The sequence below is a fragment of the Pseudomonas sp. S3E17 genome (genome assembly GCF_024168685.1).
Taxonomy (GTDB): domain Bacteria; phylum Pseudomonadota; class Gammaproteobacteria; order Pseudomonadales; family Pseudomonadaceae; genus Aquipseudomonas; species Aquipseudomonas marginalis.
Map to the genome: position 1 here is coordinate 3,750,278 of NZ_JALJWE010000001.1, position 24,286 is coordinate 3,774,563.

18 protein-coding genes and 1 other RNA gene are annotated in these 24,286 nt (G+C 58.1%); 8 read left to right on the plus strand and 11 right to left on the minus strand.

Going from position 1 to position 24,286, the window contains the following annotated elements; genetic code table 11:
• Window positions 1-29: 29 nt before the first annotated feature.
• Entirely contained in the window at window positions 30-797 is a 768-nt protein-coding gene (locus J3D60_RS16770; RefSeq protein WP_065938286.1) for an FCD domain-containing protein, read from the minus strand.
• Between the two features lie 261 nt (window positions 798-1,058).
• On the opposite strand from J3D60_RS16770, the gene J3D60_RS16775 reads away from it, so the two are divergent.
• The 5 genes from J3D60_RS16775 (at window position 1,059) to J3D60_RS16795 (ending at window position 8,020) form a co-directional block, all read left to right on the plus strand.
• Window positions 1,059-2,753, plus strand: coding sequence for a lactate permease LctP family transporter (locus tag J3D60_RS16775; protein ID WP_065947685.1), 1,695 nt, complete (start codon window positions 1,059-1,061; stop codon window positions 2,751-2,753).
• A gap of 105 nt (window positions 2,754-2,858) precedes the next feature.
• On the plus strand, window positions 2,859-5,669 hold the full coding sequence (locus J3D60_RS16780; RefSeq protein WP_253492067.1) for an FAD-binding and (Fe-S)-binding domain-containing protein: 2,811 nt from the start codon (window positions 2,859-2,861) through the stop codon (window positions 5,667-5,669).
• 137 nt (window positions 5,670-5,806) lie between these two features.
• The gene (locus J3D60_RS16785) at window positions 5,807-6,085 is read left to right on the plus strand and encodes a hypothetical protein (protein WP_065938289.1); all 279 of its coding nucleotides are present in this window, start codon (window positions 5,807-5,809) and stop codon (window positions 6,083-6,085) included.
• A 94-nt stretch (window positions 6,086-6,179) separates the two neighbouring features.
• Window positions 6,180-6,576, plus strand: a transfer-messenger RNA (tmRNA) gene (ssrA, locus tag J3D60_RS16790).
• Window positions 6,577-6,763: 187 nt separating this feature from the next.
• Window positions 6,764-8,020, plus strand: coding sequence for an integrase domain-containing protein (locus J3D60_RS16795; protein WP_236183835.1), 1,257 nt, complete (start codon window positions 6,764-6,766; stop codon window positions 8,018-8,020).
• Window positions 8,021-8,550: 530 nt separating this feature from the next.
• Here J3D60_RS16795 and J3D60_RS16800 read toward each other — a convergent pair.
• The 10 genes from J3D60_RS16800 to leuA form a co-directional block, all read right to left on the minus strand.
• Entirely contained in the window at window positions 8,551-9,018 is a 468-nt protein-coding gene (locus tag J3D60_RS16800) for an SRPBCC family protein (protein WP_154974212.1), read from the minus strand.
• A 19-nt stretch (window positions 9,019-9,037) separates the two neighbouring features.
• Window positions 9,038-12,514, minus strand: coding sequence for an amino acid adenylation domain-containing protein (locus J3D60_RS16805; RefSeq protein WP_253492069.1), 3,477 nt, complete (start codon window positions 12,512-12,514; stop codon window positions 9,038-9,040).
• Window positions 12,515-12,526: 12 nt separating this feature from the next.
• On the minus strand, window positions 12,527-13,456 hold the full coding sequence (locus J3D60_RS16810) for a diiron oxygenase (RefSeq protein WP_154974272.1): 930 nt from the start codon (window positions 13,454-13,456) through the stop codon (window positions 12,527-12,529).
• Window positions 13,457-13,481: 25 nt separating this feature from the next.
• Entirely contained in the window at window positions 13,482-13,829 is a 348-nt protein-coding gene (locus J3D60_RS16815; RefSeq protein ID WP_057711108.1) for a DUF4437 domain-containing protein, read from the minus strand.
• On the minus strand, window positions 13,826-14,602 hold the full coding sequence (locus tag J3D60_RS16820; RefSeq protein WP_154974216.1) for a DUF3050 domain-containing protein: 777 nt from the start codon (window positions 14,600-14,602) through the stop codon (window positions 13,826-13,828). The genes J3D60_RS16815 and J3D60_RS16820 overlap by 4 nt, the downstream gene beginning before the upstream one ends.
• A 462-nt stretch (window positions 14,603-15,064) precedes the next feature.
• Window positions 15,065-16,609 (minus strand): MDR family MFS transporter, encoded by a 1,545-nt coding sequence (locus J3D60_RS16825; RefSeq protein WP_253492071.1) that lies wholly within the window; start codon window positions 16,607-16,609, stop codon window positions 15,065-15,067.
• Complete coding sequence (locus J3D60_RS16830; protein ID WP_210478962.1) at window positions 16,602-17,774, minus strand: HlyD family secretion protein; 1,173 nt, start codon at window positions 17,772-17,774, stop codon at window positions 16,602-16,604. Before J3D60_RS16830 ends, J3D60_RS16825 begins: the two co-directional genes overlap by 8 nt.
• Window positions 17,771-19,267, minus strand: a complete 1,497-nt coding sequence (locus J3D60_RS16835) for an efflux transporter outer membrane subunit (protein WP_253492073.1) — start codon at window positions 19,265-19,267, stop codon at window positions 17,771-17,773. The genes J3D60_RS16830 and J3D60_RS16835 overlap by 4 nt, the downstream gene beginning before the upstream one ends.
• A gap of 212 nt (window positions 19,268-19,479) precedes the next feature.
• Window positions 19,480-20,220, minus strand: coding sequence for a helix-turn-helix domain-containing protein (locus J3D60_RS16840; RefSeq protein WP_145336603.1), 741 nt, complete (start codon window positions 20,218-20,220; stop codon window positions 19,480-19,482).
• A 1-nt stretch (window position 20,221) separates the two neighbouring features.
• Window positions 20,222-21,916, minus strand: a complete 1,695-nt coding sequence (gene leuA / locus J3D60_RS16845; protein WP_253492075.1) for a 2-isopropylmalate synthase — start codon at window positions 21,914-21,916, stop codon at window positions 20,222-20,224.
• 395 nt (window positions 21,917-22,311) lie between these two features.
• Between leuA and J3D60_RS16850 the strand changes: the two genes are divergently transcribed.
• The 3 genes from J3D60_RS16850 to J3D60_RS16860 are packed head-to-tail and all read left to right on the plus strand — an operon-like array spanning window position 22,312 to window position 24,286.
• Window positions 22,312-23,001 (plus strand): GntR family transcriptional regulator, encoded by a 690-nt coding sequence (locus tag J3D60_RS16850; RefSeq protein ID WP_057711102.1) that lies wholly within the window; start codon window positions 22,312-22,314, stop codon window positions 22,999-23,001.
• Window positions 23,002-23,031: 30 nt separating this feature from the next.
• Window positions 23,032-23,991 (plus strand): chlorinating enzyme, encoded by a 960-nt coding sequence (locus tag J3D60_RS16855; protein ID WP_253492077.1) that lies wholly within the window; start codon window positions 23,032-23,034, stop codon window positions 23,989-23,991.
• A 25-nt stretch (window positions 23,992-24,016) separates the two neighbouring features.
• Window positions 24,017-24,286: a phosphopantetheine-binding protein gene (locus tag J3D60_RS16860; RefSeq protein WP_057711100.1), complete on the plus strand. Its 270-nt coding sequence runs from the start codon at window positions 24,017-24,019 to the stop codon at window positions 24,284-24,286.

Genomic DNA, 24,286 nt, shown 5'->3' on the forward strand with positions numbered 1-24,286 from the left:
ACGATGTAGCCTCGGGACTTCCCCCCCGGCTACATCCCCTTGCGCCGCTCCGCACGCGCCACGCGCTGAACCTCCTGACGCACCTCCTCCAACACTTCCTGCACGTACTCAAGGTGACGTGTCGAGACTTCTCGCGCCTGTTCTGCCCGGCCCTCGATAATCGCCAGGTACAGCTCCCGGTGCTGACTGATCAGCATGTCGCGCGTCTCCGTACGTTGCTGATACATGCCGCCAATATTGGTCACCACATTACGCTTGAGCAGGTCGAACAAGCCGCGAATGGTGTGCAGCAACACCGCGTTATGGCTAGCCTCCGCAATGGCCAGGTGGAACTGTGCATCCGCAGCCCCTTCCTCGACCCGGCTCACTTCATCAACGCGGGCATAGCAATCCTGCAAGGCTTCGAATGCAGCGGTCAGCCGCTCACGGTCGACCTCAGTAGCTCGCAATGCTGCGTAATAAGCACAGGACGCTTCAAGGGTCTGACGAAACTCCAGCAGGTCACGCTGGGCCTCGGGATTGTTTTCCAACAGGTGCAGCAACGGATCGCTGAATGTCGAGCCCAGTGACTCGGCAACATAGTTGCCACCCCCCTGACGGCTCACCAACAAGCCCTTGGCCGCCAGCTTCTGAATCGCCTCCCGCAACGAAGGACGCGACACACCAAACTGTTCAGCCAAAGCACGCTCGGCCGGCAAGCGCTCACCCGACTTCAACGTGCCCTCAAGGATCATCCCCTCAAGCTGCTCGACTATATCGTCAGACAAACGGCGCTGACGCACCTGATCAAACCCCATAACTCACTCCCCACCATCCCGACCACTCGCCGGGCCCTCTATTCTGGCCTATCGCCGCCCTTCCAGCACCTATCAGAACCGCTTCGATTCACCCGATCAAACCACCTCGCCTGCCGGGCTACGACCAAAGTTTCGCAAGCGGCAAATTGACACATACCCCGAAGACTTTTAACCTAGCCTCCAGCGATTGTAAATTGGTATTACCAATTATCCAAGTCGACTATGAAGTGCCTGACCAACAACAATTAGGGGCCACCCCATATGCAAACCTGGCAACAGCTCTACAGCCCGCTCGGCAGCCTCGGCCTGTCCGCACTGGCCGCCGTTATTCCGATCGTGTTCTTCTTCCTGGCTCTGGCCGTGTTTCGCCTCAAAGGTCACGTGGCCGGCAGCATCACCCTGGCACTCTCGATACTGGTGGCGATCTTTGCCTTCCACATGCCAGTGGACATGGCGCTGGCAGCCGCCGGTTACGGTTTTGCCTATGGCCTGTGGCCTATTGCCTGGATCATTGTCGCGGCGGTGTTTCTCTACAAACTCACCGTCAAGAGCGGCCAGTTCGAGATCATCCGCAGCTCTGTCCTGTCGATCACCGATGACCAGCGCCTGCAGGTGCTGTTGATCGGCTTCTGCTTCGGCGCATTCCTGGAAGGTGCTGCCGGTTTCGGCGCCCCCGTGGCGATTACCGCCGCACTGCTGGTAGGCCTGGGCTTCAACCCGCTGTACGCGGCCGGCCTGTGCCTGATTGCCAACACCGCACCCGTCGCCTTTGGCGCCCTGGGAATTCCGATCATCGTTGCCGGGCAAGTGACCGGAATCGATGCATTCAAGATCGGCGCCATGACTGGCCGCCAACTGCCGCTGCTGTCGCTGTTCGTGCCGTTCTGGCTGGTCTTTATGATGGATGGCCTGCGCGGCGTTCGCGAAACCTGGCCAGCTGCGTTGGTCGCGGGCCTGAGCTTTGCCATTACGCAGTACTTCACGTCCAACTTCATCGGCCCGGAACTGCCGGACATCACCTCGGCCCTGGCCAGCCTGATCTCTCTGACCCTGTTCCTGAAAGTCTGGCAACCCAAACGCACTGCGGGCGCGCAGATTGCCGGCGCCACGTCCGACGCAGCGATTACCGCCAGCGCCGGCGGCTTCGGCCTGCCGCGCAGCACCGTCGCCTCACCTTACAGCCTGGGGCAGATCTTCAAGGCCTGGTCACCGTTCCTGATCCTCACCGTGCTGGTCACCATCTGGACCCTCAAACCGTTCAAGGCGATGTTCGCCGCAGGCGGCTCGATGTACAGCTGGGTATTCAACTTTGCGATCCCGCACCTGGATCAAATGGTGATCAAGGTTGCCCCCATCGTGACCAACCCGACTGCGATCCCAGCGATATTCAAGCTGGACCCGATTTCGGCGACCGGCACCGCGATTTTCTTCTCGGCACTGATCTCGATGCTGGTACTCAAGATCAATATCAAGATTGGTCTTACCACTTTAAAAGAGACTTTCTACGAGTTGCGTTGGCCGATCCTGTCTATCGGCATGGTGCTGGCATTCGCCTTTGTCACCAATTACTCCGGCATGTCTTCGACCATGGCACTGGTATTGGCCGGCACCGGCGCAGCCTTCCCGTTCTTCTCGCCTTTCCTAGGCTGGCTGGGGGTTTTCCTGACAGGCTCCGACACATCGTCCAACGCCCTGTTCAGCTCGTTGCAAGCCACCACTGCGCACCAGATCGGCGTCAACGACACGCTTCTGGTCGCTGCCAACACCAGCGGCGGCGTGACCGGCAAAATGATTTCGCCGCAATCGATCGCCGTGGCCTGCGCCGCTACCGGACTGGTGGGCAAAGAATCCGACCTGTTCCGCTTCACCCTCAAGCACAGCCTGTTCTTCGCCACCATCGTCGGGCTGATCACCCTGGCCCAGGCTTACTGGTTTACCGGCATGCTGGTGCACTAAAGCCGTAGCAATAGGGTCATAACCGACGCCGGGCTATAACTTCGGCGTCGGCTTTGCGCAATCGTGTCAATACGGCGCCCAGGGGGTGCTGATCCTGGAGGACCAATGAGTCTGCCTGCCGCTTTCCTTGCTGACGTCGCACAGCTGATCCCACAAGATCGACGTTTCGACGATCCACTTTCCACCCTCGCATTCGGCACCGACGCCAGTTTTTACCGATTGATCCCACAACTGGTGATCCGCGTCGAATCGGAAGACGAAGTGGTGGCGCTGCTGCAACTGGCCCAGCGTGACGGTGTGCCTGTAACCTTCCGCGCAGCGGGCACCAGCCTGTCCGGACAAGCGATAAGCGACTCGGTACTGATCGTGCTGGGGGACAATTGGAACGGCCGTGAGATTCGTGGGCAAGGCACTCAGATCCGCCTGCAACCCGGCGTCATCGGCGCACAGGCCAACGCCTGGCTGGCGCCATTCGGGCGCAAGATCGGCCCAGACCCGGCGTCGATCAATGCCTGCAAGATCGGCGGAATCGTCGCCAACAACGCCAGTGGCATGTGCTGCGGTACGGCGCAGAACACCTACCACACCCTGGCCGGAATTCGTCTGGTCCTGGCGGATGGCAGCCGCCTCGATACAGAAGACGCAAGCAGCGTTACGGCGTTTCGTGAACAGCACGGCGCACTGCTCGAGCGCCTGGCGACACTCGGCCGTGAAACGCGGGCAAACGCCGAATTGGCAGCCAAAATACGCCACAAATACCGCCTGAAAAATACCACCGGCCTGTCACTCAACGCCCTGGTGGATTTTGATGAACCGCTGGATATCCTCAGCCATTTATTGGTGGGCTCCGAGGGAACCCTCGGGTTCATCAGCGCAGTCACCTACGACACCGTGATCGATCACCCAAACAAGGCGTCGGCGTTGATCGTGTTTCCGGATGTGGAGACCTGCTGCAACGCAGTCAGCGTCCTGAAAACCCAACCGGTGTCGGCCGTCGAGTTGCTGGACCGACGCAGCATGCGCTCGGTGCAGAACAAACCGGGCATGCCCGCATTCGTACAACACTTGTCAGAAAATGCCTGCGCCCTGCTGATTGAATCCCGCGCCGCATCGCCGTCATTGCTGCATGAACAATTGGCGCTGATCATGGCGTCGCTGGCCGGTTTCCCGGTGGAGAAACAGGTCGACTTCACCGAAGACCCGGTGGAAAACGCCCGCCTGTGGGCCATCCGCAAGGACACCTTCCCCGCCGTAGGTGCAGTACGCAAAACCGGCACCACGGTGATCATCGAAGACGTCACCTTCCCGGTCGAACAACTGGCCATTGGCGTGAACCGTTTGATCGAACTGTTCGACAAGCATCACTACGACGAAGCCATCCTTTTCGGACATGCCTTGGAAGGCAATCTGCACTTTGTGTTCACCCAAGGTTTCAACAGCGCGGAAGAAGTCACACGCTACCAAGCGTTCATGGATGACGTCGCGCAATTGGTGGCCGTGGAGTTCGGCGGTTCGCTAAAAGCCGAACACGGCACCGGCCGCAATATGGCACCGTTCGTTGAACTGGAATGGGGCAGCGACGCCTATCAATTGATGTGGCAACTCAAACGCCTGCTCGATCCCAACGGCATTCTCAATCCTGATGTGGTGCTCAGCGAAGATCCGCAGATTCACCTCAAGCACCTCAAGCCGCTGCCCGCGGCCGATGAGCTTGTGGATAAGTGCATCGAATGCGGCTTCTGTGAACCGGTATGCCCATCGAAGGGCCTGACGTTGAGCCCGCGCCAGCGCATCGTGATCTGGCGAGATATACAGGCGAAAAAACGCGCCGGCGTCGACACCACCGAACTGGAAGCGGCCTACCACTACCAGGGCATCGACACGTGCGCCGCCACCGGCCTATGCGCTCAACGCTGTCCGGTAGGAATCAATACCGGCGATCTGGTGAAAAAACTGCGAAGCCGTGACGCCGACCGTACGAAAACCGCCGAATGGCTGGCCACCCATTTCGCCACGGCACTGCAAGGTGCGCGCTTTACCCTGCATGTAGCCAATGGTGCACGCATGCTGCTGGGGGCACCTCGCCTGGCGAAGCTGTCGGCCACCATGACCAAGTTGTCCAAGGGGCAGATCCCGCAGTGGACCAACGCCATGCCACAACCGGAAAAAGCCATTCGCTTCAGCCCGGCGGTGACGGATGAGCGGCCACGGGTGGTCTACCTGGCGGCCTGCGTCTCACGCGCCATGGGCCCGGCGGCAGGTGATAAAGAGCAGATGTCGTTGTACGAAAAAACCCAGGGCCTGATGGAAAAAGCCGGTTACCAGGTCGTGTTTCCCGACAACCAGGACAACCTGTGCTGCGGCCAGCCTTTCGCGTCCAAAGGCTACGCCGAACAGGCAGAACACAAACGCCAGGAACTGATCGGCGCCCTGCTCCATGCCAGCCGCGGCGGCCTGGACCCGATCTATTGCGACACCAGCCCCTGCACCCTGCGCCTGGTGCAAGACCTCGGCGAAACGCGCCTGGACCTTTACGACCCCGTACGTTTCATCCGCACGCACCTGATGGACCGTCTCGATTTCACCCCACAGGAAGCGCCGATCGCCGTACACGTCACCTGCAGCACCCAACACCTGGGAGAAAGCCAGGCCCTGATCGACCTGGCCCGCCGCTGTGCCAAAACCGTGGTGATCCCGGAAGGCATTCACTGCTGCGGGTTTGCCGGCGACAAAGGTTTCACCACGCCGGAACTCAACGCCCACTCGCTTCGCTCCCTCAAGGATGCAGTGCAGTATTGCAGTGAAGGGATCTCCACCAGCCGCACCTGCGAGATCGGCCTGAGCCAGCATGGCGGCATCGACTATCACGGGCTGGTGTACCTCGTGGATCGCGTGACCCAGGCCCGCACCCATTAACCCCGCAAAAAAACAGAACCCCTGCGCGCTGGCGTAGTCATCTGAATAGGCCTCGACGCACGAGGCCCATTTGTGATGTCGCTGGCAGCCCATGAACGCCAGCAGCGTCGAGCCTTTTTTGCGCAAGGAGATACCCTATGAAGCGTTCCGCTCTTGCTGGCTTGTTCATTACCGCTGCGATGTTGGCCTCCCCTGCTTTCGCCGCTGGCGAGCCCGACCTGTGCAAGATCAACCTGGACAAAATCAACAACGGTAAAGCGCTGCTCGCCACCGACACCAGTGGCAAAAGCGGCGAAATCGACACAGCCGTCTCCCAAGCCAAGGCCGCACACGCCGCCGGTGATGACAAGAAGTGCATCGAAATCACCTCCAAGGCCCTGCAAGACCTGCAGAACCTCGAAAAAGGCGGCCAGTAAACGATAGGGCCAACCTTCGGGTTGGCCTTCCGTGACCTTTTGGCGTACACTGCACAGGCTTGTCACTCACTATGAAACAACGAGTTACAAGCACGGGGCCGTTTAGGATTCGACGCCGGTCGCGAAACTTTAGGTGCATGCCGAGTTGGTAACAGAACTCGTAAATCCACTGTTGCAACTACTTATAGTTGCCAATGACGAAAACTACGGCCAGGAATTCGCTATCGCTGCGTAAGCAGCCTTAGACCTGAGCTTCTGGTACCTTCGGGTCCAGCAATCACCAGGGGATGTCTGTAAACCCAAAGTGATTGTCATATAGAACAGAATCGCCGTGCAGTACGTTGTGGACGAAGCGGCTAAAACTTACACAACTCGCCCAAAGCACCCTGCCCTTCGGGTCGCTGAGGGTTAACTTAATAGAAACGGCTACGCATGTAGTACCGACAGCGGAGTACTGGCGGACGGGGGTTCAAATCCCCCCGGCTCCACCACTTCATCATCTAAAGACGTCCACGGACGTCTTTTTTTGTGCCTGGAATCCGGTAAATACGGGGGCTTCAGGGCTATTGGGTGCTTTCGAGGCTTTTAGAGTTCCAGGCGATTTGGTATTCCCAATGGTATTCCCGGCTACCTGGCGCTAATCTTGGGAATACCAAAAGGTGTCATGGAGTACTTCTCATGTGCGCTCAAACCACCCGCCTCTCCGACCGCCAGCTCAAGGCGGTCAAACCGAAAGACAAAGATTACGTCCTCACCGATGGCGACGGGCTCCAACTGCGAGTCAGAGTCAATCGCTCGATGCAGTGGAATTTCAACTACCGGCATCCTGTCACCAAGAATCGAATCAACATGGCACTCGGCTCTTATCCCGAGGTTTCTCTTGCGCAAGCAAGGAAGAAAACCGTCGAGGCCAGAGAGCTGCTTGCACAGGGCATCGACCCAAAAGCTCAGCGCAATGAGCTGCAGGAAGCCAAACGAGCGGAAACGGAACATACGTTCGAGAACGTAGCCACCGCATGGTTCGAATTGAAGAAGGACTCCGTCACCCCGGCGTATGCTGAAGACATCTGGCGCTCGCTTACACTGCACGTTTTCCCAAGCATGAAATCAACGCCGTTATCGGAAGTGAACGCGCCGATGGTAATCAAGCTGCTTCGTCCGATTGAAGCTAAAGGCAGCCTCGAGACAGTTAAGCGATTGAGCCAGCGCCTTAACGAGATCATGACCTACGGGGTCAACTCCGGAATGATCTTTGCCAACCCTCTCAGCGGCATTCGAGCGGTGTTCAAGAAACCGCAAAAAGAAAACATGCCAGCACTTCCCCCCGAAGAACTACCCGATCTCATGGTGGCGATTGCCAACGCCAGCATCAAACGCATCACCCGCTGCCTGATCGAATGGCAACTGCACACCATGACCCGTCCTGCAGAGGCTGCCGGAACGACCTGGGCAGAAATAGATTTCGAGAAGCGTATCTGGACTATCCCAAAGGAGCGCATGAAAAAACGCCGTGCGCACCCCATCCCCCTGAGCGATCCGGCGCTCGCGCTACTAGAGACACTCCAGCCCTACAGCGGCCACCGAGAACATGTGTTTCCGGCAGATAGAAATCCTCGTACCCACGCCAACAGCCAAACCGCGAACATGGCGTTAAAGCGTATGGGTTTCCAAGACCGGTTGGTCAGCCACGGTATGCGATCGATGGCCAGCACCATCCTCAACGAACATGGATGGGACCCTGAGTTGATCGAGGTCGCCCTCGCCCACGTCGACAAAGACGAAGTCCGAAGTGCGTACAACAGAGCGGACTACATCGAGCGTAGGCGTCCGATGATGGTTTGGTGGAGCGAGTACATTCAAAAGGCCGCTACCGGTAATTTGTCGGTGACGGCGATTCATGAAAACAAAAACGGCAAAATCATTCCGTTTCGTTAATCACCTCCTGCTGGCGACAATGGCGACAGCGGCGACAACCTATGTATTTAGCGGTCCGGCGTATGGCGACAACGTGGCGACAGTCGCCACCAGCCGCATCGCCCATAACCTTTTCAGGCCCAGCCCCTGAGGGCGGGAAGGCTTGCCTTCCTGCCCTCAGGGGCTCACTTTAAAAACCGACGAACGACCTATCATCCATCTGAAGGCCACCCTCTTCCATACATGTCCACTGCCTAAAAACGCCATCCCACCCGCCGAGCACGCGCTACACCTGAGCCGAAAAGCGCTGTCATCGACAGCATTGCCAAAGTAGCAAGGGGTCTTTAAGCCCACTCCAAATCGTGGACCCAGCCCATGCGCGCTCGCTTCCGATAAAGCACAGGCACGCTCAACGTAGCGAAGCCCACTTACCCACAGTGCAGTAGCGTCAGCCGGCCCTCCCGTCTCTTTTAGACGGGAGGGCCGGCTGACGCTACTGCAGTCCGACTCGTACATGGACTTTGGGTTACTTCAGCCCTGGCCTTCTAGAGTCAGATAAATAGTTCCTGTACATTTTTCATCGCACTATCGGCAAAGCTTTGCAGGAAAGCCTCGAACGCTGGCACGTCTTCCTTGCCGCCGGTGTAGGGCTGGCCAATGATAGTCCAGGTCGCCAGGCTCTGGCGCTCGCCTTGAGGAGCAACCTGCATTACTGCCCATAGGTTGCCGATATTCAACGACGTGTAGATCAGTGACCAGGTCATGGCCATCGCTTGGTCGTCATGCGTATTGAGTTGCTCAATCACCACATTACCGTCCTTGAACAGCTTCTTGCGTACCGAACGCACGCCCTCGCCGGTCATTTCAATATGGGAAAGCGCAGGGATAAACTTGGCGAAACCGGAGAAATCTCCGACGACTTTCCACACGCTGCGAGCATCACCGTTCACGATCACGCTGGCGACGACAGGGTTGCCCACTGGGTTGCGGACCAGGGTATCGGGTTCAAAATGTTGCATGAGAAAGCTCCTTTTTTGTTTAGATGAAATCGATTTGCTTGAGGTAGTCACAGCCTTTTTGCAGCAGCGCACTGCTCTTGGCCGGGTAGTCTTCCCCCATGCTCTGGATGCCTGAGAGCGCATTGCGGTACTCGATCATCGAGATATCACCAATGTCTTCTTCAAACCCATTAAGGTAAAAGCCGACCACGCCGAACAGTGCGTTATTACTGTCGATGGCCGACAGGCGCTGTTGCCATTGCGTCACCGGGACCATCTGGAAGTCGTGACCGGCAGCGCGAAACGCCTCCACATAGTGAGTCCATGATAGGGGCTGCGGGTTGTGCAGGTTGAACACCGCTTTGGAACGGTTATGGCGGCTGGCATGAAAGGCAATGAACCGGGCGAGGAAATCCACCGGCATCAGGTCGAAATTAAGCGCCAGTTCGGGCACTTCCTTAAGCTGCAGTGAGCCTTTGAGCATCAACATCAAGCGGTTCTGGTGCGGCTGACACACCCCGGTTCGCGTATTGAATGCAATGTTTCCCGGCCGGTAGAGGTTGACCCAGACGCCCGACTCGCTGGCATTCCACAAAATGCGCTCAGCCACCCACTTGGAAAGGTTGTAACCATTGCGAATGTAGATCGGCGGCGTGAACGCCGGTGGCTCTTCCAACACCCGCCCCTGTTCATCCACTGTGCTTGAAGCTGACAGGGTGGAGATGAAGTTGAAAATCTTCTTGCTGCGCCCTTCACACAGTTGCAGGCATTCGAGCACAGGCGTGACGTTGTCCTTGACCAGCGACTCGTAGTCGAGCACGTGGTTGACGTTGGCCGCGTTATAGATCAACACGCCATATTCACGGTCCAGCCATTCATAGTCCTGCTCGGATAACCCCAGGCGTGGCTTGCTGATATCCGCCGCCAATACCTTTACGCGGCTCAGGTCCAGATGCTCGAGACGGTTCTGGATCAGCGCCTGCTCGAAGCGCTGCTGGGCGCTCATCCCCGCCGACTCGCGAACCAGGCAAGCCACTTCGGTACTGCCCAGTTCCAGCAGTGCCTCGACAATATGCACGCCGAGAAAACCATTGGAGCCGGTCACGATGACCTTGTGTATGTTGCCCAGCCGACTGATCGGCAACACGTCCAGTTCAGGCCGAATCATCGCGTCCTGCAGCGCTTGAGGGCTGACCGTAGCGGTGGCATCGACGTGCTGGTCGATCAGGTTGGCAAGGTTGATCAGGGTGGGCTGTTCGATAAAACGGTTGATCGAGACCCCCTTGCTAAACGTTTCGCGAATGCCCATGAGCATCTGCGACAAAAGGATCGAATGCCCCCCCAGATTAAAGAAACTGTCATCCACGGAGATGTCCTCCGCGGGTAGGTCCAACAGCCTGGACCACAGCTCCAGCAACTGCTGCTGGGTGATGTTCTGGGGTGCCAGGTGCGGCCCTTGGGTCTTGTAGTTGACTGGTAAGTCTCTCAAGGCTTTGCGGTCAATCTTGCCATTGGCCGTGGCCGGCAAACGCTCCAGCAGGCAGTAGGCGCTGGGGCGCATGTAGTCGGGTAAATGCTTGAGCGCATAAGCCTGCAACTTTTCGCTGGCCACTTGGCCTTCGGCATTTTGGGGCTGAGAGAAAAATGCCAGGATGCGCCGCTGGTTATCGATGACCACCGCCAGTTGACGGAACAGTTGGCTCGATTGCAGCAGGTGCTCGATTTCTTCCGGCTCGACCCGGAACCCGCGAATCTTCACCTGGTTATCCAGGCGCCCGATGATCTGGATGCCTTCGCGGGTCCAACGCGCCAGATCGCCGGTACGGTACAGGCGCACCCGTTGACCGTCGGGCAACTCATGCAGGCGGTAACGTTCGGCAGTCATTTCCAACGCACCGAGGTAGCCAGCACCTACGCCGGGCCCGGCGATGTGAATCTCACCGCTGTCCGCTTCGCCTATCGGTTGACCGTGTTCATCCAGCAGGTAAACCGAGGTATTGGCAATCGGCACGCCCAGGTTGCGATTGTTGTCTGCGGGCTGGAAGGTGCGGCAGGTGGCGAGCACCGTGGTCTCGGTGGGACCGTAAATATTGTGCAGCGCACAATGGCCCACCAGTTGCTCGATCACCTGGGGCTCGCACACATCACCGCCCGTCACCAGGTGCTGGATGCCGTACAGCGATTTGAGCTGAATAATGCTGAGCAAGGCCGGCGGCAAGAACGCATGGGTAACCTGTTCTTGCTGGATCAACTCGGCAAGCGCCACCGGGTCGCGGCGCTGGTCTTCGGTGGGCACGATCAACTCGCCGCCCTGGATAAGCGTGGGGAAGATATCCAGCAACGACGCATCGAAGTTGATGGTGGAAAACTGTAAGGCTCGACTGTGATGGCTCAGTTCCACATAGAGGGCATACCACGCACAGAAGTGGCTCAGGTTATCGACCGTCAGCAACACGCCCTTGGGTTGCCCGGTGGTACCCGAGGTATAAATCGCCACGCAAGGCGCCGAGCCGCTAAGCGCTACTCGCAGCAGGCGCTGATCCGGGGCCAGGGCGACCCGGCTGTAACCCTGGGCGCCGTGGTGGAAGAAATCCAGGTGGCTGATGTCCAGGGTGGCCAGGCCCGGCAGTGGGTCGTCTGCCTGGATGTCCTGAATCAGCAAGCAGGCGCCGGAATGCTTGAGGATCGCCGTGCGGCGCTCGACAGGATGGTTCGGGTCCAGGGGCAAGTACACCGCGCCACACCCGAGCACCGCCAGGATCGCCGCGTAGAGCGCCGTGCCTTTAGGCAACGAGATAGCGACCACCGTCACCCCGCCGGTGGAGATTTCAAGCAAAGGCTGCAAGCGCTCTTGAATCGCCACGCTATAGGCATGCAATTGCGCGTAGGACATGCCACGCCCCTGCACTTTCAGGGCGTTGCGCTCGGCATTGATCAGCAGGCTATCGGCCAGGCGTTGTATAAAGGGGCGCTTGGCGTCCTCCAGGATCCCGGTGTTGACAGTTGCATTGTGGTGATGGCACCACACCAGGCTGTCGATCAGCGTCAGGCTCGACAACCGGTCGAGCGCCCATACCGACTCACGGGGCACCTCAAGATAGTCGGCGCTACGTGAGAAACGCCCAATGTGCATACTGGCCATCTCCACCACCTGCGCAACCGCTTCGTGCGCCAGGTCGGCGCCGTTGCCAGCGGCATCGGCGCACACCTCGCGGCGCCCCAGCAACATCCAGTCGCCGTCACCAGGACGCCATAGGCAGTCCACCCGCACTGGCGCAAAGACATCGCTGGCATTATCGGAGTGCGCCCGCAAAGACAGGCGCTGACACGACGGATAATGGGGCAGTTGCGCCGTGCTGGCGTCATCTATCAGCAAGTCCGGCACCGGTAACCGGCAAAGATCAATGGCGTTATCACTGGTCAACAAGTGGGCGGTGTGGCCCATCTGCTCCAGCTCTTGCGTAAGGCAGGCAAGCGCATGGCTGCGCCCGCACAGAACGATATCAAGATGTCTCATTGAAGTTGTCCTCTAGCGCAGATAATCGGCGAGCGCTTCCTGCATGCAGGGAGCGTCGAGCAGGGCGCTGTGTTTGAAGAATCGGACGATGTTGCCTACCAGCGGGTGAGACGGCGTGATCGGAAAACTCATGCCTTCGACCTCCTGACGCAAGGCTGCCTTGACCCCGGGGCTTACCTGGAGTTGCTCGATCAGCGCGAAATCAAAGCCCTGCTGGATCTCGTTGGTCAGGTACTCACCCAGGAACACCGGCATGATCGAGGCCAGCACACGTTTGTCCTCCTCGCTCGCAGTGCTCCAGTAGATACGTGTCAACTTGGCCCAGAAGCCCGAATGTCGCCCCTCATCAGCCAGGTGGTCTGCCATCAGCCCTTTGACTGACGTCTTGACCGAGTCGTCGCGGGCAAAGGCCGCGACATCGTTGGTCAGGGTGTTTTCCGCGATGGCGACACAGATCAATTCGACAGCCGCCTTGAGGTGCTCGGGCGCCATGGCCAATGCCTTGGGAATCGAACGGCTGAGTTCGATTTCCGTTGGCAAGGCAATCGGTTCGATGCCGGTCAGCTCGATGGTCTGTTGCATGTAGTCCATCGCCACGAGCGCGTGATAGTCCTCATCGACCACCACGGTCATCGCGTCATATCGACAGGCGAATGGAAAACGTATAGCGAAGTTATCTTTCGCAATGCTCCTGGCAGTCTTGTCGACAATTTCGGTTTCAAAAATCACTACATCATTAATGAATTTGTACAAACTTTGAGCAAGCACAAAGTGCTGCAAGTGAGCGCATTCCCGTATAAATGTCGCGCCCATGACCAAGGGTTGGCGGCTGATCGGAAATATCAACTTTCCATCATCTTCCAGGCGCCGTCTCGGCCGCGTACGAATGGTCGCCCGCTCCTCCCACGACTCGGAAAATGACTGGTATTCTTCAGCTCTCATGAATCGTTCCCTTTGTTCATGACGATCAGTAGTAATGCACTTCAAACAACAGGCATCCGTCCTTTGAATTAAACGGTCCGTGCTCGGTGTGCGCCGCCCTGAAGAAGTAACTACCGTCGCGATAGGTCTTCTCGGGACGATCCTTACTTGCCAACTCGGTCTGGTCGCCCTCAATCAAATACACTTCTTCGTGATAATCATGGGTGTAGATTTCACGCGTGCCGCCCCCAGGATGGAAACGTACCAACCGCGTACGAACACCGGTTTTCGTCACAGGGTCCAGTGTGTCCTTGAATACCGTCAGGGTAATGTCGCGCTCCGACGTCACCTCAAACCACTGGGCCTGTTCAGCCTCGATGACTTCGAAGTTCATGCTACGCACTCACTGACAGTTTCGCGCATGGACAAACGCAAGTTGTCCCACAAGGCCAAACGGCTTCGCACTGCAGCAATCGCGGACACGTAGACTTCGTCCTGACGCTGGGCATCGCCATTGACCAGTCGCGCCAACAGGCTTTCCGCCGCTGGGCCGTGGTCTTCCGAGTCGACTTCGATGTGACGTTGCAGGTAGTAGCGAAAGGTGGGGGCGTCGTCGGCGGTGATGTCCCAATCATCAAGGATTCGCTGGAACATCTCGGGGATGACGCTTTCACGGCCATGCAGGAAGGCGGCGGCAACACTGTGGGTGGAGGCGTTGATAGCGGTTTCGATGGTGTCGGTGACGAAGGCAGAGGCTGCCAGGCCAGCGCCGCAACGCGTGAGAGCCGTTTGCAGGTCGACGCCGTCGCGCATCAGTTTGACAAAATGTTCGATCTTGTCAGTGCTGGCGCCCACTTCCCGCATAGCGTGCAGGTAAAGTTCGAAGTGGCTGTAATGCCCGCCTTGCAGATTCTGGTCAGACTCCTCGCCTAGGATGATCTCATTGATAAGGTGCGCTGCCGCCGGGTCCAACGGCGGCAGCCAAGGCAGGCGAGTACAGGTCAGGTCCTGTTGCAGGCGCTTGGCCAGAGACATGAAATCCCACACCGCGAATACATGGGTTTCCATAAAGGCACGCAGCACCGGCAAGGAATTGATTTCAGCAAAGATCTGATGGTTGCCCAGTTCTAATTTCTTTGCGCTCAATAGCGACTTTTTATCTTCCATGTTGCGCTCCTTATCAGGCGTTAGTCAGGTCTGGCCACGCGAGACTTACCTGGCTATCTTTTTCCAGGCATAAGCAGGCCTATCTCGCCATTGCCGGCCAGCACTTACGTCTTATTCAAGTTAGTTATAGTCTCATGCTTCGTTAGCGCGAACTCTAAACCGCCAAAGCAAGACAAAACTTAGAGGAAGTTCATGACACTCGGCAAGTGCTTTTTTGAAAATTAATACAATTTATTTCGGAGCTATAAATACGCAAACAACAGAAGCCCGACCGAAGTTAATAACATCAACTTCGTCAGGCAATAGTTGGCCGACACCCCTTTTCCGGAGTGCAAACCACCTATATGTCATTGCTAAGTTAGCAAACAATCAATCTATGAAGAGGCCATGCGCCTTTTTACCATTCAAATTCCCTCTTGCTCATTGACAAAGACCCGCTCATTGCTGGCGGACAGAATTTGGTCAACTCTTTACGTGTTGCCGTAATGCGAGCGCCGCCACACCGCACAAGATCAAGGCAATACAGGACACATAGAACGCATCGCTGTAGGCCATCAGATACGCCTCGCGACGCACGGTGTGGATCAGACCCTCGATGAGCTGCTGCTGGGCAGGCAGCAATTGGTTGAATATGAAATCTTCGCTGTCTGCCATGCTGTCGCGCAGCCGCTCCTGCAGCGACGGGGAAAACAGCGTGATCGACTCTCCCACCCGCTCTGAGTGAAAGCGCTCGCGCATCGCGACGATTTGCGTCAGCCCTGCGGTACCCACGGCCCCGCCAAGGTTGCGCAGCATGGAAAACAACGCGGATGCGGAACCGGCTTCATCTTTGGCCAGCCCGGAAACCGCCAGAACAGAAAGCGCCACCATGATCAACGGCTGTCCGATCCCCCGTACCACGGTGGAAGGAATGATTACGTTGGCGGCGCTATCGACGTCCAGGTGCGCGCCGAGGTAGCAACCCAGGGCCATGATGAAAAAGCCGCTGGCGACCATCAGTTTCGGGTTGAGCCACTTCATTAGGCGCGGCATGAACGGTGCCAGTACCAATTGCACCATACCGTAGGCAATCAGACTGATGCCGATTTCCCGGGCGTTGTACCCCTGCAGTTGGGAAAGGTAATTGGGCACCAGGAACACCAGGCCGAAGGTAGCCCCGCCGAAAATGAACATCGCCGCACTGGCCACTCCGAAGTTGTAGCTCTTGAGCAGGCGCAGGTTGATGAAGGAGCGGCTGCCGTACAACTGCGACAGCACGAAGTACACCAGAGCGAGCCCGGCGATCAGCGACATCCACACAATGAAATCGGAGCCGAACCAGTCCTTGCGCCCACCTTCCTCCAGCACGATCTGCAAGCCTCCCAGGCCGACGATCATTGCGAGGATGCCGCCCCAGTCACCGCGTTTGAGCAGGCTCAACTGCATGGGCTTGGCATCGATGGACCATGCCACCGCCAGCAACAAGAGAATGCCCGGCGCCAGTTGCAGGTAAAAAATCCAGCGCCACGAATAAGCATCGGTCAACCAGCCACCAATGGATGGCCCGGCGGCCTGGGCAACGCTGTTGGACAAGGCGAACAAGGCCATGCCCATTGCGATTTTGCTGGGCGGGAGCTCGGTGATGATCAACTGGAATGACAAGGGGATCAGCACCGCGCCGGCGGCACCCTGAATCACCCGAATGATGATCATCACTTCCAGGTTGGGCGCCCAGGAGCAGGCAATGGACGCCACCAGGAATACAAACGATCCCACCAGCATCACTCGCCGCAGTGAAAACACCTGGACCAGCCAGGCCGTCAGAGGAATCATCACGATTTCCGCAACCAGATAAGCCGTGGAAATCCACGAACCCTCCTCGAAGGTCGCCCCTAGGGAACCCTCGATTTCAGGCAGCGCGGCGCTGGTCACATGCACGTTCATACCGGCCATGAAACAGCCGAAAAGCCCGCCGATCACCGCCACCCAGGCGCGAAAGGAGACGGTTTTTTCAGCGGTCTCAGTCATGCGTCATGCCCTGGGTGCCGGACCGGGTGTCAACGGTGGTGATCACCGACATGCCAGGCAAAATAGGCCCGCCCTCGTCATGCTCATCGATGACGATCTTCACTGGGAAGCGCTGCACGATCTTGGTGAAGTTGCCGGTGGCGTTATCCGACGGCAACAGCGCGAACACGGCCCCGGAACCTGGCGAAAAGCTCACCACATGACCCTTGAGCTTGCGTCCCGAATAGCTGTCCACGCTGATATCCACCGGTTGACCGGCGCGCATGTCGCGCAACTGGGTTTCCTTGTAGTTGGCCACCACATAGGCCTGCTGCAGGGGCACCACCGCCAGCAACGGCAAGCCCGGCGCGACGTATTGGCGAGTACGCACTTTGCGCTGCCCCACGACCCCGTCGATGGGCGAGCGGATCAAGGTGTCTTCCAGCGCATGAGACGCAAGGCTCAACTGCGCCTCGGCCTGGCTGCGCCGGGCAACCTGTTGTTGGAGCGAGGCTTCGGCCAACTGGCGCCGGGTAATGGCGACGGTCAACCTGGTTTCCTGTTGACGCTGCATGGCCTTGGCGATTTCCACCGCGGCGTTGGCCTGGGTATAGCTGGCAGCCGCCGTTTCCAGACGCTGGGCACTGGCGGCGTGTTCGCGCACCAGGCCCTGGTAGCGGCGCTGGTCAAGGCTCGCGCGGCGCAACTCGGCCGCCACGCTGCGGGTGTGGGCCTCAGCCTGGTTTACCCCGGCCTTTTGCTGAGCGATCAGGCTGTCGGTCACTTGCAGGTTGGCCTGTTGGGCCGCGACCGAGGCCTGGGTTTCCGCCAATTGCGCACGCGCCTGCGCCAGCCGCGCCTGGTAATCGCGGTCCTCGATGCGCACCAGCACATCCCCGGCCTTGACGGGCTGGTCATCCTCCACCAGCACCTGGGCCACATACCCGGAGACTTTTGGGCTGATGGGAATCCAGTCGGCACGCACATAGGCATCATCGGTCTGTTCCAGGTAACGTCCAACCGTCATCCAATACACCCCGAACGCCACCGCCGCGATCGACAGTACAACGCCTCCCAGCAGGATAAGGTTGCGTTTGCGGCGTTGCTTGCGCGCATGCATGAGCTGCTCGACCACCTTCTCCTGCTCGTCCTGGACAGCGATTTTTTCATCGACAGCGATATTCATGGCTGGGTACCGGAAAAATTGACGGAAGTGCGGCTGAGGGCAGCGGTTGCGGGGGCAGAAGACTGCCAACCGCCGCCAAGCGCGCGAAACAGGCTGATCTGGCGCTGCAATAGCTGGCCATCGGCATCGGCGAGCGTGGCCTGCAGGCGGATCAGCTCACGCTCGCTGTCCAGCACGTCGAGAAAGTCGATGGACCCGGCGTCGTAATTGAACTGGGCCAACTTGTAGGCTTGACGACTGCTGTCCAGGGCCTGGCTCAACGCGGCGTGGCGCCGGCGTTCGCCGTCGTATAGCGCGAGAGCCTGGCGTACCTCCTTGAGGGCCTTGAGTACACTGGCCTCGAATTGCGCCACTTCCACCCGCTCCAACGCCCTGGCCTGGTTGACCCGCGCGCGATTGGCACGCCAGTTGGGGAATTGCCAGGTAATCAGCGGGCCGACGCCAAACATCACCGCGCTACTGTCTCCCAGCTCATGGAGTTTGTTGGCGGATGAGGACACTGAAGCGCCAAAGGTCACCTTCGGATACAGGTCGGCCTGGACGATATCCACTTGCAGCGTGGCCGCTTGTAGCGCTCGCTCGGCCTGACGGATATCGGGGCGGCGCGCCAGTAATTGCCAGCCATCGCCCACAGGCAGCTCGGCATTAAGTTGCGGCATGACCTCACAGGTCGCCGCGCTAGTGCCTTGTTCCAGGTCGGCCACGCCGGTCAGCATCGCCAGCTCGTACAGGGCAGCTTGCCGGCGTGCATCCAACATCGGCAGCAGTGCCAGGGTTTCACCCTGCAACGCCTGCATACGGGTGTATTCGAGATCCGTCACCACGCCGGCCTGGCGCTGCCGATCGGTCAATGCCAGGCTGTGCCCGACCACTTCCAGCGAATGGCGCTGCACCTTGGCACGTGCCCCCAGGGCGCAGGCATTGACATAGGCGCGGGTGGTTTGCGCCACCACCGTGATGCGCAATAAGTCTTCGGCGTCCTGCGCCGCGGCCGCCTGGACCTGAGCCCGCTCGATACTGCGCTGGACCTGGCCCCAGACATCCACTTGATAAGCCAACTCGAAGCCTGGGTTGAACGCCCACTGGGACGGCGCATGGCTATCGGTGGCTTTGGCCAGGGTCTGATCATCGGCTGTCTTGCCGTACTCGGCGCCCAGTGACGCCTGGGTCGACGGCCAGCGCTCGGCATCGGCCTGCATGATCCCGGCCAACATCGCCTGCACATGGGACTGGGCTGCGGCCAGGTCGCGGTTATGCATCAATGCCTGCTGCACCAGCGCGTCAAGTTTCGGATCGTTATACAACTGCCACCAATGGTCGGGTAACGCTTGGGCCGAAACCCCCTGCGGCAGGTGACTTAGGGCATTAATGCGCTCCGGGTGTGGCTGCGCGGGTGTGCGGGCAACCCAGGAGGAACAACCCGCCAGCAAGACGACCGCCACAGTCAGGAGCGAAAGACGACCATGCCGTGCATATAAAAAAGGCGAACCCATCGAAAAAACCCAGAATGCCAAGTAGAAGCGCAGGTTAAGAGAGCACCGGGCCGCACATCTCCCGAGTTCCAGACAACCATCGTTTCGATTTGGACAATGTGCCTGTAGGCCGCCTTATCGCAGGCGTCCACGGGCCGGGCACGCGCAAAGACATGGCCCTGCCTGGAGGCGGGGCCATGTACGCTTGGGGGTCGCGCGCTCGCCGGGGCGTATCAGACCAGGCGGCAGTTGCTCGGGGTGTAGCCCATTGTGCGCTTGAACATTGCAGTAAACGCACTTGGGCTCTGGTAGCCGTGCTCCAATGCCACTTCCAGGATCGATACGCCGCAGGCCAGCCGTTGCATGCTGAGTAGCAGCCGAGTGCGCTTGCGCCACTCCCCGTAACTCATGCCCAACTCTTTCTGGAACAGCCGCGCCAGGGTGCGCGAACTCATATTGAGTTGCACCGCCCAACTCTCCAGTTTCGACTCCTGTGACGGGTTGTCGATAAAGTCGGCACACAGCGACTTAAGCCTTGGCTCATCAGGGATCGGCACATGCGCCGGCACCCTCTGCGCAATGTCGAGTTCAGAGAAAATCAGATCGACAATCTGCACATGGCGCAACAGGGCGGGTTCAGTGTCATGTTCATCGGCCGCGGCGATGATCAACTCCCGCAGCAACGGCGAAACCTTGAGAACGTGGCATTCCTCCGTCAACGCCCGGTGTGCGCCCGGCGAGATCAACAGGGTGCGCATGCGCACCTCGCCGGTCATGCGGATTTGGTGCTCCGCCCCCGAAGGGACCCAGAGCGCATGCCCGGAAGGCACCACCCAAGTGGTCCCAACGACCGATACCAGCATCACACCGTTAATGGCATAAACCAGTTGACCCTCTTCATGCCGATGCGAAGCCACTATGTCGCCATGGCCATAGTTACCGGCGAGCGCCGCCAATGCGGTGTGCGCCATCATATCAGGAAGGCACCGCGATGCTCGCCACGCTGAGCAGGCCCAGGCGGGATGCGCGGTTGACGGCACTGGTCACCGCGTTGAGGGAAGCCAGCAAGCTGCTACCGTCGCGGGCGGCACCGAACAGCAACTGGTTGCCCACGCGAATTTCCACATAGGCCAGTGCTTCAGCCTGGGCCCCGTCGCAGGTGGCATGCTCGTGGTAATCAGCGATATCGAAGTGAACGCCGCGCTGGGCAAAGGCATCGACAAGCGCCGCCAGTGGGCCGTTGCCCTCGCCATTCAGGTCGATGTGCTGCGCACCGTGTTCAAGCGCGGCTTCCAGATAGGTCACATCCCCCTCGCTGACCAGTTTTGGCATCCGCAACGCGTAAGGCTTGCCCTGTTCCAGGTAATGCCGGGTAAAGCAGGCAAGGATCATTTCCCCACTGATTTCTTGGCCGGAGCCATCCGCTTCCTGTTGGACCAGGCTGCTGAATTCCATCTGCAAGCGACGCGGCATCACGATGCCATGCTGCTCCAGCAAATACGCCACGCCACCTTTGCCCGACTGACTGTTGACGCGAATCACCGCTTCATAGCTGCGGCCCATATCGGCGGGATCGATTGGCAGGTACGGTACTTCCCATATTCCGTTCGGGTTGGCTTGGCGTGCCGCAAAGCCTTTCTTGATCGCGTCCTGGTGCGAACCGGAGAAAGCCGTGAACACCAACTCACCGGCGTATGGGTGGCGAGGATGGGTCGGCAACTGATTGCAGAACTCCACCTCACGCTGGACATGAATGATGTCCGAGAAATCCAGCCGAGGATCAATGCCACTGGTGTAGAGGTTCATAGCCAGCGTCAGGATATCCACATTACCGGTTCGCTCACCGTTGCCGAACAACGTGCCCTCGACACGCTCAGCGCCTGCCAGGCATGCCTGCTCCGCCGTAGCAACGCCGGTGCCACGATCGTTATGGGGATGGACGCTGATGACCACGCTGTCACGGCGGCTGAAATGCCGACAGAACCATTCAATCTGGTCGGCAAACACATTTGCGGTGGAGACTTCCACCGTTGTCGGCAGGTTCAGGATCATTTTGTTGGACGGGGTCGGCCCGAACGCGTCCGTCACCGCCTCACAGACCTCCAGCGCAAACTCCAGCTCGGTGAAGCAAAAGGTTTCCGGGGAATACTGGAATGTCCATTGCGTACCGGGATTGTTGTCCATGTGGCGCTTGATCTCGCGCGTCGCTTGGGTGGCAATCTCGATACAGCCGGCACGATCCACACCAAAGACAACATCGCGAAACACCGGAGCGGTGGCGTTGTATACATGCACAATCGCCCGTGGAGCCCCCTTCAGCGCCTCGAAGGTGCGCTCGATCAGATGACTGCGCGCCTGCGTCATCACTTGAATCGTGACATCGTCAGGAATCGAGCCGCTGTCGATCAGCTCACGCACATAGTCAAAATCGGTCTGGGAAGCGGCGGGAAAACCCACCTCAATTTCCTTAAAGCCCACCTTGACCAGCAAATCAAAAAAACGGCGTTTGCGCTCGGCATTCATCGGTTCAATCAAGGCTTGGTTACCGTCGCGCATATCAACGCTGCACCAAGTGGGAGCTAGCGCCTGCACGTTGCCGGGCCATTGGCGGTCGGGCAGGTCCACGGTATTAAAATGGCGATATTTGCTGGACGGATCCTTGAGCATCATGACGGTTTCTCCTTTTTTCGACAGTTACGACAGTGGGCAGCCGAAGCGGCCGTTCACCCTCGCTCGCTAGAACAAACACTAAACGAAACACACGAAAACCAATTGCTAATCCTCCCAAAAAAACCATAAAAACAAGCATAAAATGTCATTAATTATAATTTTGTTGGCGATTTACATCACCAAGGAAAAATTAACTGCAACCCAAGCACACCAACAAATACCCGCCAAAAAGGGTCGACCAACCCTCTCTCACCTCTGGTAAGAACGCTCGCTCGGGCGCCGAAGGCGTTCCAACGCCGTGCTAACGACCCGCTTCAGCGCTACTTGACAGAGCTGAATTGTAAAATTATATATTGGATCCAGGATCCATAAACAAGCCTGTCAGCGAGACAAAATTGAAAGCCACCGTAGACCTCAAAGCAGCTTTTCCTGAGATAGATGCTCAATCTCCGTTATCACGAAACTTGGTGGAAAAGACATTGAGGGATGGGATTTTGAACGGAACCCTTGCAGGCGGAACGGCCTTGCGACAGGAAGAGCTAGCGAGCTTGTTCGGTGTCAGCAGAATGCCAGTCCGAGAAGCGTTGTTGAAACTTGAAGCCCAGGGATTAGTACGCAACACCCCCAACAAGGGAGCCGTCGTGTTGCAGATGAACGTCAGCGATGCGGTGGAGACATACTGCCTGCGCCTGCTACTCGAGCCAGAGGCGCTGCGTCAGTCAATTCCAAACCTGCGTGACGAAGATTTCGCGAAAGCCCGCGAATACGTCGCCGCTATGGAAAACGAAACCGATCTGGCCAACCTTGGGCGCCTCAACGGGTTGTTTCATATGTCGCTCTATGGACGTTCGACGAACCGGAAGCTGCTCAACCTGATCAACGTTGAGTTGCAAGAAGAAGAGCGCTTTTTGCGCTTCCATCTGGCGGCCATGGGACTGGAAGAAATGGCCCAGGATGACCACAAAAAATTGATATCGCTTGCCGAGGCCAGAGCCCCCGAAGAGGCGGCTGCTGTTTTACGCCAGCACCTGCAAAAGGCTTGCGACACATTCAAAAATTATCTGGAAAAACAGATGACCCGTTAGAACACGATCCACAAACCCGCGAGGTGTCAAATGGAAGAACAGGTACGTTCCACTGAACTGGATTTTAGTCTCAGCCAAAGTGAATTGGAGAAGTTCAACCGCGACGGTTACATAGGGCCTTTCGACCTTTATCAAAAGGACGAAATGGAGCGTAGCTTACAAGCCCTGCGCCCCAAACTTCTCAACACCAAGAAAGCGATCTACAGCCAGGACAAGGCGGTATCCGGGATAACCAATCTGTCCAACTATGACCGTCACCTGGATGTCGACTTCCTCGCAGCGCACATTACTCGTCCGGAAATCGTCGATCGGGTGTCGAGCATCCTTGGCCGTGACACGCTTTGCTGGCGCTCCGAGTTCTTCCCCAAATACCCCGGCGACGAAGGCACCGACTGGCACCAAGCCGACAATTTTTCTAACGTTGCCGGCTCCAAGCATCCTCAAATAGTCTGGCCAGAAGACGCGCAGTTCGGCGGCACCATCACGGTCTGGGCCGCATTCACCGAGGCCACCATTGAAAATGGTTGTCTGCAGTTCATTCCCGGTACTCACCGGACCATGAACTACGACGAATCGAAGACCATGGATTACCAATCCGACGCCATCAATAAAATGGAAAAAGACGGCGTCCGTCGGGGCTTCTTCGGTTATGACTATCGACAACTGCAGAAAGACCCGAACTGGAAGCCCGACGAGTCCCAGGCCAAATCCATGGTCATGCGCCAAGGCCAGTTCATCATTTTCTGGTCGACCCTTATGCATGCCTCGCACCCGCACAACGGCCTGACCGACCAGATGCGCCTGGGCTTCGCCGCCCGTTATCTGCCGACCTCAGTGCAAGTCTATCCGTACTCGAACACTCTCGAGGAATTCGGCGGCCAGGCCAGCCTGGACAAGTTCGGTTGCGTATTGGTGTCCGGGGATAATCGTTTCCCTCACAACCGTTTTGTCGATCGCACCTGCAACGGCTTCCAATTCCCTCGGCGCTGAGCCAGATAAAGAAGGAGAACAGAGCATGAGCAACGTAGGAGAAATCGGCAAAATCGAGTTCTGGCTGATTAATACCTGCCGCGAATTGGGGCTAGGTGTGGAAAATGCCAGCAGCGACTTCTTCGCCGCAGGAGGCACGTCACTCAGCGCCATCCGTCTGATTGCGAAGGCTGAGGAGCATTTTGGCGAGGACAGTTTGCCCCCCGAGGATCTCTTCGCACAGAGCCTTGTAAGTGACATTGCTACCTGCATTCAACGTAACGCAAAACACTTTAACGCCCTGACGGAGATCTGA